13 protein-coding genes are annotated in these 11,741 nt (G+C 60.9%); 8 read left to right on the top strand and 5 right to left on the bottom strand.

Features of this window, described 5'->3' with window-relative positions; all coding sequences use genetic code 11:
* Positions 1-77 precede the first annotated feature (77 nt).
* Positions 78-1,574 carry an NCS1 family nucleobase:cation symporter-1 gene (locus L3068_RS07985; RefSeq protein ID WP_047028032.1) on the bottom strand — a complete coding sequence of 499 codons (1,497 nt, stop codon included), beginning with the start codon at positions 1,572-1,574 and terminating at the stop codon, positions 78-80.
* A 144-nt stretch (positions 1,575-1,718) separates the two neighbouring features.
* Between L3068_RS07985 and L3068_RS07990 the strand changes: the two genes are divergently transcribed.
* The 3 genes from L3068_RS07990 to puuE are packed head-to-tail and all read left to right on the top strand — an operon-like array spanning position 1,719 to position 4,126.
* Positions 1,719-2,435, top strand: a complete 717-nt coding sequence (locus L3068_RS07990) for a GntR family transcriptional regulator (protein WP_117581343.1) — start codon at positions 1,719-1,721, stop codon at positions 2,433-2,435.
* Positions 2,435-3,178: an allantoin racemase gene (gene hpxA / locus L3068_RS07995; protein WP_032637029.1), complete on the top strand. Its 744-nt coding sequence runs from the start codon at positions 2,435-2,437 to the stop codon at positions 3,176-3,178. Before L3068_RS07990 ends, hpxA begins: the two co-directional genes overlap by 1 nt.
* 15 nt (positions 3,179-3,193) lie before the next feature.
* Positions 3,194-4,126, top strand: a complete 933-nt coding sequence (puuE, locus tag L3068_RS08000; protein WP_117581345.1) for an allantoinase PuuE — start codon at positions 3,194-3,196, stop codon at positions 4,124-4,126.
* Between the two features lie 48 nt (positions 4,127-4,174).
* Here the strand turns inward: puuE and hpxZ are convergent, their stop codons facing one another.
* The 4 genes from hpxZ to hpxW are packed head-to-tail and all read right to left on the bottom strand — an operon-like array spanning position 4,175 to position 7,734.
* Positions 4,175-4,561 (bottom strand): oxalurate catabolism protein HpxZ, encoded by a 387-nt coding sequence (gene hpxZ, locus L3068_RS08005; RefSeq protein ID WP_023338226.1) that lies wholly within the window; start codon positions 4,559-4,561, stop codon positions 4,175-4,177.
* Positions 4,558-5,955: an AtzE family amidohydrolase gene (locus L3068_RS08010; RefSeq protein WP_014883290.1), complete on the bottom strand. Its 1,398-nt coding sequence runs from the start codon at positions 5,953-5,955 to the stop codon at positions 4,558-4,560. Before L3068_RS08010 ends, hpxZ begins: the two co-directional genes overlap by 4 nt.
* Positions 5,952-6,140 carry an oxalurate catabolism protein HpxX gene (gene hpxX, locus L3068_RS08015; RefSeq protein WP_014883291.1) on the bottom strand — a complete coding sequence of 63 codons (189 nt, stop codon included), beginning with the start codon at positions 6,138-6,140 and terminating at the stop codon, positions 5,952-5,954. The genes L3068_RS08010 and hpxX overlap by 4 nt, the downstream gene beginning before the upstream one ends.
* Positions 6,141-6,150: 10 nt before the next feature.
* Entirely contained in the window at positions 6,151-7,734 is a 1,584-nt protein-coding gene (gene hpxW, locus L3068_RS08020) for an oxamate amidohydrolase (protein ID WP_045134627.1), read from the bottom strand.
* Positions 7,735-7,878: 144 nt separating this feature from the next.
* Between hpxW and hpxU the strand changes: the two genes are divergently transcribed.
* The 5 genes from hpxU (at position 7,879) to L3068_RS08045 (ending at position 11,737) form a co-directional block, all read left to right on the top strand.
* Positions 7,879-8,718 (top strand): MurR/RpiR family transcriptional regulator HpxU, encoded by an 840-nt coding sequence (hpxU, locus tag L3068_RS08025; protein ID WP_014883293.1) that lies wholly within the window; start codon positions 7,879-7,881, stop codon positions 8,716-8,718.
* Positions 8,719-8,910: 192 nt separating this feature from the next.
* Positions 8,911-9,693 carry a transporter substrate-binding domain-containing protein gene (locus tag L3068_RS08030; protein WP_014883294.1) on the top strand — a complete coding sequence of 261 codons (783 nt, stop codon included), beginning with the start codon at positions 8,911-8,913 and terminating at the stop codon, positions 9,691-9,693.
* A gap of 4 nt (positions 9,694-9,697) precedes the next feature.
* Positions 9,698-10,363, top strand: coding sequence for an amino acid ABC transporter permease (locus L3068_RS08035; protein ID WP_023332651.1), 666 nt, complete (start codon positions 9,698-9,700; stop codon positions 10,361-10,363).
* Positions 10,363-11,019 carry an amino acid ABC transporter permease gene (locus tag L3068_RS08040; protein ID WP_181969316.1) on the top strand — a complete coding sequence of 219 codons (657 nt, stop codon included), beginning with the start codon at positions 10,363-10,365 and terminating at the stop codon, positions 11,017-11,019. The genes L3068_RS08035 and L3068_RS08040 overlap by 1 nt, the downstream gene beginning before the upstream one ends.
* Positions 11,000-11,737, top strand: coding sequence for an amino acid ABC transporter ATP-binding protein (locus tag L3068_RS08045; protein WP_023292833.1), 738 nt, complete (start codon positions 11,000-11,002; stop codon positions 11,735-11,737). The genes L3068_RS08040 and L3068_RS08045 overlap by 20 nt, the downstream gene beginning before the upstream one ends.
* Positions 11,738-11,741 lie beyond the last annotated feature (4 nt).

Here is an 11,741-nt window from a genome sequence, read left to right on the forward strand (position 1 = left end):
GGGTGAGAAAGCGCAGCAAGAACAGTGCCAGAATGAACGGGCCGCAGTTACGCTGCGGCCAGAGGAGGAGGGAAGGGTTACTCTTTTTGCGTTGCCACGCGGGAGCTGAACGTCGTCGCGCCTGCTGTCTCGCGATCTTCCCGCGCCAGCCAGCGGTAGGTCACGCCGCCGAGGAAGACGCCGATGAACCAGCTGAAGTTCGCCACCTCATGCAGGGCCGGGATAAAGCTAATCACCAGGCCCACGGCAACGGACGGGATCAGCGCGCCGATGGCTTTCGGGTTAAAGCCGTTGCGATACCAGTATTTGCCCTTTGGCGTGTCATCGAACAGGTCGTCAACCGACACCTTGCCGCGTTTAATCAGATAGAAATCAGCAATCAGTATGCCGAACAGCGGGCCGATAAACGCCCCGAGCACGTCCAGGGTGTAGTGGATTAACTCCGGTGAGTTGAACAGGTTCCACGGGGTGAGCAGGATCGAGCCGACGGCAGCAATCATTCCCCCGGTGCGGAAGCTGATCTTCTGCGGCGAGCAGTTAGAGAAATCAAAGGCTGGCGAGACAAAGTTCGCCACAATGTTAATCCCGATGGTGGCGGTGATCATCGTCAGCAGACCAATCGCCACGGCCAGATCGTTACCCACACGGCTGACGGTTTCAATCGGGTCGGTGATCATGCGGCCAAACAGCGACTGGGTACCGGAGACAATCACCACGGTGACGATGGAGAACAGCAGGAAGTTAAACGGCAGACCCCAGCGGTTACCGCGGCGGATCTCCCCCATGCTTTTCCCGTAGCGGGAGAAGTCACCAAAGTTGAGCAGCGGGCCGGAGAAGTAGGAGACCACCAGCGCGGTCGCGGTGATCATCTGCCAGGTTTGCTCGCCCGTGGTCAGGGATTTGCTGGCGAGGGTAAAGGAGATCCCGTCAAAACCGGTCTTGTATACAATCCAGCCCGCAAGGGCCAGCATCACTACGTAGACCGCCGGACCGGCGATATCAATGAAGCGCTTGATGGCGCTCATCCCGTGCCAGAAAACCATCGCCTGCAATACCCACATGATGGCGAAGCAGATCCAGCCCAGATGTGACAGGCCGAGGAACGCGCCGGTGGTGAGTGAAGAGAGCGACGGCCAGAACTTCAGTGCCACCAGCATCAGGGCGTTGGCGGCCAGGTAGGTCTGGATGCCATACCACGCAAAGGCGATAAGCCCGCGGATCACCGCCGGAATGTTCGCCCCAAAGACGCCGAACGCCTGACGGCTGATCACGGCATAGGGCACGCCCGCCATCTGGCTCGGTTTTGCGACCAGGTTGGCGCACAGTTGCACAATACAAATCCCCACCAGCAGGCAGAGTAACACCTGCCAGCTTGCCAGCCCGAGCGTAAAGAAGCTCGCGGCGACCACATATCCCCCCATGCTGTGAACGTCCGACATCCAGAATGAAAAGATGTTGTACCAGCTCCAGTTCTGGTCACGCGTGGGTGCCAGATCCTCATTGCAAAGACGTGGGCTGTAAACCGCACCGGAATCAGCGGCCGTACCCTGCTGCGCGTTTTGACTGTTTGGCATGAAACCTGCTCCTGTGAATGAAAACCCGTTGAGTGGGAGTGCAAACGGTGTTGCAGGATCCAGGCCAAAATAATAAATCTTGTATGCAATATTTTATTTTTATGTATACGATTCGATAACGAAAGGTAAAGCACGGAGTGGTGAATGAACAACGTAAATGGCCTGCAGACCGCGCCAGACCTGCATGACAAAGACGAATCCATCTTTCAGGCGCTGATGACCGCAATTGTCGAACATCAGTTGCTGCCGGGGAGCAAATTGCCGGAAGAGGCGCTGGCCGAGGTGTTTGGCGTGAGCCGTACCGGCATCCGAAAGGTGCTGCAACGACTCGCCGCTGTGCAAATGGTCACCTTAACGCCCAAACGTGGTGCACACGTCGCCAGCCCGACGGTAGAAGAGGCGCGGCACATCTTCCGCACCCGCGCGCTGCTGGAGGTCGCTAATCTGCCGGACGTGCTGACCCACTGCCAGCCGCTGCATCTGGCAGCACTGGAGGCCATTATTCGTCAGGAGCAGCAGGCGCACGAGGCCTATGACGGCCCGGCGGCGATCCGCCACTCCGCCAATTTTCACATTCAGCTACAGGCCATCTCCGGCAACCAGGTGCTGACGGAGATGGTGACCGGCCTGAGCCAGCGTTCATCGCTGGTGATTGCCACCTGGGGTGCGCCGTGGCGGCAGGGCTGTCGCTGCAACGATCACGAACAGCTGGTGGATCTGCTGCGTCAGAAGGCGCTCCAGCCGCTTAGCGAGGCCTTAATGCACCATTTTGAACATATCGTCGCCAGCCTCAGCTTCGAGCGGGCGGGCGAGTGTCTGCCTGATTTTGCCCGGCTGTTTGCCGGCCACAAGGAGTCGTAATGTCGTCTGTCTGTATACAAGTGATCAACCCCAACACCAGCCTCGCCATGACGGAAACCATCGGTGCGGCAGCCCGTGCGGTGGCTGCACCGGGAACGGAAATCCTCGCGGTCTGCCCGACCGCAGGCGTGCCGTCCATCGAAGGCCACTTTGACGAGGCCATTGCTGCCGTGGGCGTTCTCGAACAGGTCAAACTCGGCAGACAGCAGGGCGTGGATGGTCACGTTATTGCCTGCTTTGGCGACCCGGGTCTGCTGGCGGCGCGCGAGCTGGCCCAGGGTCCGGTGGTAGGGATTGCTGAAGCCGCCATGCATATGGCGACGCTGGTGGCGACGCGCTTTTCGGTGGTCACCACGCTGCCGCGCACGTTGATTATCGCCCGCCATCTGCTGCATCAGTATGGCTTTCAGGACCACTGCGCGGCGCTGCATGCCATCGATCTCCCGGTGCTGGCGCTGGAAGACGGCAGCGGCCTGGCGCAGGAAAAGGTGCGCGCGCGCTGTATACAGGCGCTGAAAGAGGATGGCTGCGGGGCCATCGTGCTGGGCTGCGGCGGCATGGCGACGCTGGCGCAGGAGCTGACGCGCGAACTGCGCGTGCCGGTTATCGACGGCGTCAGCGCGGCGGTGAAGATGGTGGAGTCGCTGGTGGCGCTGGGGCTGTCGACCAGCAAGCACGGGGATCTGGCCTTCCCGGAAAATAAAGCGTTAAGCGGACAATTTCAGGCACTGAATCCATTTTAATTTTTGGGGGTGGCAATGGGGACTTTTGAACAGGATTACCCGCGCGATCTGCGCGGTTACGCAGGCAACCCACCGCACGCGCGGTGGCCGAATCAGGCGCGCATCGCCGTGCAGTTTGTACTCAATTACGAGGAAGGAGCGGAAAACCACGTTCTGCACGGCGATGCCGGATCCGAGCAGTTCCTGTCGGACATCATCGGTGCCGCAAGCTACCCGGACAGGCACATGTCGATGGACTCGCTCTACGAATACGGCAGCCGCGCCGGGTTCTGGCGCATCCACACTGAATTTCAAAAACGCGGTCTGCCGCTGACGGTCTTTGGCGTAGCGATGGCGCTGGCGCGTCATCCGGAAATCGTCGAAGCGATTAAAACGGCAGATTATGACGTGGTCAGCCACGGCTGGCGCTGGATCCACTATCAGCATATGGGCATCGCCCAGGAGCGTGAGCATCTGCATAAAGCGGTGCACGTGCTGACCGATCTGTTTGGCAAACCGCCCACAGGCTGGTACACCGGGCGCGATAGCCCCAACACGCGCCAGCTGGTCGTGGAGCATGGCGGCTTCGACTACGACAGCGACTACTATGGCGATGACTTACCCTTCTGGACGGAAGTGGCCTGTAGCGACGGGACCCGTAAACCGCACCTGATTGTGCCCTATACGCTGGATGCTAACGATATGCGCTTTGCCACCGCGCAGGGGTTTAACACCGCCGAGCAGTTTTATACGTATCTGAAGGACAGTTTTGACGTGCTGTACGAGGAGGGGGAACGCGCGCCGAAAATGATGTCTATCGGCATGCACTGCCGCCTGCTGGGGCGGCCGGGGCGTTTTCGCGCGCTACAGCGGTTCCTGGATTACGTGCAGCAGCATGAGCAGGTGTGGGTCTGTACCCGCCAGCAGATTGCCGACCACTGGCGGGAGGTGCATCCGTTTCTGAAATAATTGTGCGATGTTTTGCCGGGTGGCGGCTGCGCCTTACCCGGCCTACGACTACGACATCAAACTCACCTGCGCCGCCACGATCCGCCACCCACAGGCAAACCGCACCCATGTTTGCTGCTGGCGGCCGATGCGTTCGCTGCCTTCACGGGTAAACTCGGTGCTGCACACGGCATAATTCTCCCCGAAGGTGGTGATGACGGTGTGACGCAACGTTCGCGCCAGCCCGGCTGACGGGCGCGCCGCACGAAAGGCGCGGATTTCATCAATGCCGTACAGGTTTTCACCTGCCCCCAGACGCACCGTATTTTTGTCGTGCCAGAACAGTTCATCCAGCACGGCAATGTTGTTGCTCACCAGCGCATCTTCATAGCGGTAAAACGCCGCCGTCACTTCGGCTAGCACCCACGGCAGGTTAATGTCATCGTGATTCATCATGCGACCACCTCCGCCGGGCGGGCATCGGTGATGCCACTCTCTTCCAGCACGCGCGCGACGCGCAGGCAGGCCTGCTCGTTAAACGGCGCGGCAATCAGCTGCAGGCCAATCGGCATACCCCGGGCGGTGCGTAGCGGAACGGTGGTCACCGGCAAACCCAGGAACGAAATCGGTTGAGTGAGCATGCCCATGCTGGCGCGAATGGGCAGCGGCTGACCGTTAATCTCCATGGTTTGCTCACCGATCCGCGTGGCGCTACGCGGCGTGGCGGGGGCGATCAGGACATCGGCTTGTTCAAACAAGGCGTTGAACGCCTGACGCGCCTGAGCGCGAAACCGCTGGGCCTGAATATACCAGGCGGAAGGGATCATCGCGCCTGCCAGAAGCCGTTCGCGGGAATGGGGTTCAAAACGCTCAGGCTCGCGGCGAAGCGCGGGCAGGTACTGGTTACCCCCTTCCGAGGCGCTGGTGATAAACGCCGCGGAGCGCGCCAGCCCGGCGTCGGGGAACTGCAGCTCCTCCTGCACGTCGAGGGACTTCGCCACCCGCGCCACGGCGTCCCGGGCCTCCGTGTCGCACCAGGTGGTGAAGTAGCCGCCAAGCACCGCACAGCGCAGGCCGTCCAGACCTCGTTCGAGCAGGGGACGCGTCTCCTCGCGCGAGCGTTCTGCCTGAAAACCGTCGCGGGTATCGCGCCCCTGCAGCGCGTCGTACACCGACGCCAGATCGCACACGCGGCGCGCAAAGGGCCCGATATGATCCAGACTCGCGACAAACGGATGGCTACCGGATCGCGACAGGCGGCCAAAGGTGGGTTTCAGGCCATAAATCCCGCACAGGGATGCCGGAACGCGAATGGAGCCGTTGGTGTCGGTGCCGAGCGAAAAATGCACCAGCCCGGCGGCCACGGCGGCGGCTGAACCGCCGGACGAACCGCCCGCGATGCGCGTCAGGTCGTGCGGGTTATGCGTCGCGCCGTAGTGGCTGTTTTCGGTGGTAAAGCCGTAGGCGTAGGCATCCATATTCACCATCCCGGTCAGTAACCCGCCCGCGCTACGTAGCTGACGTACGGCAAAACTGTCAGTGGCCGCGGCAGGGCGCTGGCTGAACAGCTCGGCCCCGGCGAGGGTAGTATGCCCGGCAACGTCAAACAGGTTTTTCACCGCATAGGGCACGCCGGCCAGCGGTGGCAGGGGGCGCTTTTCGCGGCGCAGGGTGTCGATATTCGCGGCCTCGGCGAGCATGCGCGCTTCCGTCACGGCGGTCCAGGCGTTGATCTGCGGGTTCACGCGCGCTATCGCCTCCAGCGTCTGACGGGCAATCTCATGGGCGCTCAGCTCGCCCGCACTCAGCGCCTGCTGGATTGCGCTGATACTCATCTCGTGTAGCGTCATGCTTTATACACTCCTGCGATCTCCAGACGGTCATCGAGCGGCAGCGCCATCAATGGAGCGGCCATGCTGGCAATGCGGCTGAACTGTACCTGTAGCTCGGCGCGGCGGGCATCATCCAGCGTCACGCCAAGAACGGTCTCCATTTGCGCGAGATAGGCTTGCCAGTCGGGTTGTTGTGTCGTCATTATTCTCTCCTCAAAATCCGGCGGCCGCGCCGTTGCTGCGCGGATCAAACGCCCCTTCAAACAGCCCGTTGGGGTGGCGCACAATCGCCCCCGCGTGGCCCATGGCTTCACTGAAGTCCGGGAAGATCTCCACGTCGTGTCCACGCGCCCTGAGCTGTGACACGGTCTCACCCGAAAAGCGTCCTTCCAGTTTTAACGTGTCCGACGTTTGTCCCCAGGTACGCCCCAGCAGCCAGCGCGGGCGAGCGATGCTCTCCTGCAGGGGCGCACCCTGGACCACATAGCGGGTAAACAGCGTGGCCTGGGTTTGCGGCTGTCCGTCGCCGCCCATCGAGCCATAGACCATCACGCGCCCGTCCTTGAGGCGCGCCGCCGCCGGGTTCAGGGTGTGGAAAGGCTGTTTGCCCGGCGCGAGGGCCAGAAGATGACTGGGGTCGAGACTGAACGATGCGCCCCGGTTCTGCCAGACGATGCCGGTATCGGGCAGTACCACGCCGCTGCCAAATTCGTGATAAATACTCTGGATAAACGACACGGCAAGCCCGCTGTTATCCATCACGCCCATCCACACCGTATCGCCGGGACCTTTGCCGGTGCCCCACGATGCGGCACGGCTGTCGTCAACCCTGTCGGCAAGCGCCTGAAGGGCGGTGGGTGCCAGCAGTGCCTGAATATCCGTTTTCAGCTCGCGCGGATCGGTAATGTGCGCATCGCGCAGGCCAAAGGCCAGCTTGGTGGCTTCAACAATACGGTGAATCGTTCCCGCATCGTCAGCCTCCGCCATATTCAGGCGGTCTGTGATGCCGAGTATCGCCAGCGACACCAGCCCCTGCGTCGGCGGGGCGTGGTTATAAATTTCTCCCTGCTGATGCTGCAACTTCAGCGGCGTGGTGCGCCGGGCGACGTGGGCGTGTAGATCGGCCAGCGTGACCGGCAGGCCCAGCGTCTCCATACCCTGCGCCAGCACCTCCGCCAGCGGGCCGCGATAAAAACTGTCCAGACCGTCTTCCACCAGGCGCGAAAGGGTCGTGGCCATGGCGGGCTGGTAAAAACGGCTCCCGACCGGCGGTGGCTTGCCGTCCACCAGCCAGGTTTCGGCAAAGCCGGGAACGTCCTTTAGCTCGTCAAATTTACTGGCGGTGGCATGCGCCTGTGACGCCGTGACCGGGGTACCGTTTTGCGCGTACTCAATGGCGTCGGCCAGCAGGCGGGACAGCGGCAGCGCCTTGCCCGTCATCTCGCGCGAGACCTTCAGCGCCTCGTCCCAGCCGCTCACCGTGCCGGCAACGGTCAACGCCGCCTGAGGGCCGCGATGGGGGATATGCGGGAGCCCGTCGTAGGCCGCGAGCGTCGCGCGCGATCCCGCCGCACCGCTGGCATCAATGGCGATCGGATCCCCTTCCGGCGGCACGATAAGCCAGAAGCCATCGCCACCCAGCCCGTTCATGTGCGGGTAAACTACGGCAATGGTGGCCGCCGCCGCGACCATGGCTTCTATCGCGCTGCCGCCTTCGCGCAGGACGGCCAGCGCACTCTGGCTGGCAAGGTGGTGGGGGGCAACAGCCATCCCGTGTGTGGAGACATTACTTTGCATGAAGCGTCCTCATAACCCTGAAAGTCACAAGGTGCTGCAAAAGCTGTTCCAGTTCTGAATAAAAAGTTTCATGCCAGTTGCCGCAGAAGGTGGCATGCTTAATGAATAGTGAGTATGAGATGAAACAAACGTTACAGAGGCGTTATGGAACAGCTTGATGAACGACTGAAAGCGCAATACCCGTCACTGTCGCCGCAGGAGCAGCGGGTGGCGGATTTTATTTTCGATCATTTTGACGACCTTATTAGCTATAACAGTGCCGAGCTGGCGCAGCTGAGCGGGGTATCGAAAGCCACGGTGAGCCGTCTGTTCAAGCGTCTGGGCTATGAGAAGTATAAAGAGATGCGTGACGAGCTGCGCACCCTGCGTCAGAGCGGGATGCCGCTTACCGATAACCGCGACGCGGTGCAGGGCAACACGCTACTGGCGCGCCATTATAAGCAGGAGATGGCGAACCTGACCCAGTGGGTCAATGCTCTCGATGCTCAGCAGTTTGCCGACGCCATGGCCTGCATGGTGAAGGCGCGGCGCATTGTCATTATTGGCATGCGTAACGCCTATCCCGCGGCGCTCCACCTGCGCCAGCAGCTGCTGCAGGCGCGGGGTCAGGTGCTGGTGCTCCCTCAGCCAGGCCAGAGCCTGAGCGAAGAACTGGTGGATTTAACCCCTGACGATCTGGTGGTGATGATGGCCTTTCGCCGCCGTCCGCGCATTATCCGCCCGCTGATGCAGCAGCTTCAGAGTAGCGGTATTCCGGTGCTGCTGATGTGCGAGCCGCAGGCGCACAGCCTGTTTCCGCTGGCGAGCTGGCAGCTCTGCGCCCCGCTGGACAGCGTCTCGGCCTATGACAGCTATTCCTCTGTCAACAGCCTGATCAACCTGCTGGCGAATGCCTTCCTGCATGACAGTCTCGATAAAGGCCGTCCGCGCATTCACGAGATTGCTTCCCTTTATCAGCAACTGGACGAACTCGAACAACGATAATGGGGCGTCAGACTGGTGCTTTGCATTGAAATGGTGCAACGTGGCGGGGCGTGAACATCCTCAATTTTTCGCTCCGTCCGCGTTTTATCAGGCTTTATAAGAATATCCCCCGTTTCGCCTCACCTGGCACATTAGTTGCAAAATCACATTCAAAGAATCTTTTGTTTCATGTTAACGTTACGGGGAAGCACCATGAAAAAACTGTTGATTGCACTGGCCGGGGCCGCATGCCTCTTCACACAACTGCCTGCAAAGGCTGACCAGCTTCAGGATATCGAGAAGCGCGGCACCCTCCGCATTGCCGTGCCGCAGGACTTCCCGCCGTTTGGCTCGGTGGGGACCGACCTGCAGCCGCAGGGCTACGACATTGACATGGCACGCTATCTGGCGAAACAGATGAAGCTCAAGCTGCAGCTCGTGCCGGTGACCAGCGCCAACCGTGTGCCGTATCTGCAAACCGATAAGGTGGATCTGGTCATCTCCAGCCTCGGGAAAAACCCGGAGCGCGAGAAGGTGATTGATTTTAGCCGCGCCTACGCGCCGTTCTTCCTTGGCGTGTTTGGCCCGAAAGGGGCCGAGCTGAAAGATGCCGCCGGGCTGAGCGGAAAAACTATCGGCGTGACGCGCGGGGCGGTGGAGGACATGGTACTCACCAGCCTGGCGCCGAAAGATGCCAACGTGAAACGTTACGAAGACAATAACACCACGCTCTCTGCATACCTTTCCGGACAGGTGCAGTACGTGGCGACTGGCAACCTCGTGGTGGCGGCGATTTCCCGCCAGAATGCCGATAAGGCCCCGGTGCCGAGCTTTATGCTGAAAGATTCACCGTGCTTTATCGGCCTGAAGAAAAACGAACCGGCTCTGAAGGCAAAAGTGGATGCGCTGATTGAGCAGGGCATTAAGGACGGCACGCTGAACGGTCTGTCTGAGCAATGGCTGAAGGCCCCGCTGCCGGCAAACCTTGGCGCCTGAGCCGATGACTGAGCAACTTCATTTCTCTGAACTGTGGCCGCACTGGCCGGCGCTGCTGGCGGGATTGTGGGTCACCATCCAGCTGACGGTGATGGCGACCGTCGGCGGGCTGGCGATAGGGATTTTCGGGGCGGCGATCCGCAGCGGACGCCCAACGTGGTACAGCCGGATCTGGGGCGGTTACGTGGAGATTATCCGCAACACGCCGTTTGTGGTGCAGCTATTTTTCATCGTCTTCGGCCTGCCGAATCTGGGCCTGAAGATGACGGCGGGGGAAGCGGCGCTGCTGGCGATGGTGGTTAACCTTGGCGCCTACAGCACTGAGATTATCCGCGCGGGCATTCAGGTAACGCCGAGAGGGCAGTGGGAGGCCGGACGCGTGCTGGGGCTGACCCGCCTGCAGACCTTTATTCGCGTGGTGCTGCCGCCCGCGCTGCAACGTATTTATCCGGCACTGGTGAGCCAGTGCATCATCGTGATGCTCGGCTCGTCGGTGGTGTCGCAGGTCTCGTATGAAGAGCTGACCTTTGCCGCCAACCTGATCCAGTCCAGAACGTTTTTGAGCTTTGAGGTCTATCTGGTGACAACCGGTATTTACTTAGCGCTGTCGATTACCCTGCGCCAGCTGATGATGGCGGCTGGACGGAAATGGCTGGGGGTGCAGGCATGATGACCACCTTTACCGACTGGGACATTGTTCGCAACCTGCTGCTGGCCGGACGCTGGACGGTGCTGCTGTCGCTGGTGGCGTTTGTCGGCGGGGCGGTGGTAACGCTGCCGCTCCTGCTGCTGCGCCTGACGGGCGGGCGCACGGTGAAGCGCATTATCCGCGGCTATATCGAGCTGTTTCAGGGCACCCCGCTGCTGATGCAGCTGTTCCTGGCCTTCTTCGGCGTGGCGCTGTTCGGCATTGACGTCTCGCCGTGGACCGCCGCCTCGCTGGCGTTAACCTTTTACACCAGCGCATTTCTGCTCGATATCTGGTACGGCAGCATTCGCGCCCTGCCGAAGGGGCAGTGGGAAGCCTCGCGCTGCCTGGGCCTGACCTTCGGCCAGACCCTGTTTCGCGTGGTCGCTCCGCAGGCGCTGCGCATCGGCATCGCCCCGACGGTGGGCTTTGCGGTGCAGGTAATCAAAGGCACCGCGCTGGCGTCGATTATCGGCTTTATCGAGCTGACCAAGGCCGGGACCATGCTGACCAACGTGACCTATCAGCCGTTCAAAGTCTTTGCGCTGGTGGCGCTGGGCTACTTCATTCTGTGTTATCCGCTGTCGCGCTACAGCCGCTATCTGGAGACGAAATTCAATGCCTCTCATCACCATTAATCAGGTGCAGAAGTACTACGGTAATAACCACGTGCTCAAGGGCGTCGATCTGGATATCGACATGGGCCAGGTGATCTCTATTATCGGGCGCAGCGGATCGGGAAAAAGCACGCTGCTGCGCTGTATCAACGGCCTGGAGGGCTATCAGGACGGCAGCATTAAGCTGGGCGGCATGACCATTACCGACCGGGATTCCCAGGCGCGTGAAATCAGCCGCTCGGTGGGGATGGTGTTCCAGAGCTTCAACCTGTTCCCGCACATGACGGCGCTGGAAAACGTCATGCTCGCCCCGCGTCGGGTGCTGAAGAAAAGTGCTGCCGAATGCCGGGAGCTGGCGCAGCGCATGCTGGAGAAAGTGGGTTTAGGCGATCGTCTGGATTACTACCCGTCGAGCCTCTCCGGCGGCCAGCAGCAGCGCGTGGCGATTGCCCGCGCGCTGGCGATGTCGCCTAAAGTTTTACTCTGTGACGAGATCACCTCCGCGCTTGACCCGGAGCTGGTGGGCGAAGTGCTCAAGGTACTGGAGCAGCTGGCCGCCGAGGGGATGACCCTGATTCTCGTGACGCACGAAATGAATTTTGCCCGCGAAGTGGGCGACCGCGTGGTGTTTATGCACCAGGGGAAAGTCTGGGAGCAGGGCGACAGCAAAACGCTGTTCGCCAACCCACAGACCACGGAACTGAAGCAGTTCATCTCCTCCGTGCGCGGCCTCAACTGATAAG

It is taken from the genome of Enterobacter cloacae complex sp. ECL414 (genome assembly GCF_021869685.1).
Classification (GTDB): domain Bacteria; phylum Pseudomonadota; class Gammaproteobacteria; order Enterobacterales; family Enterobacteriaceae; genus Enterobacter; species Enterobacter kobei.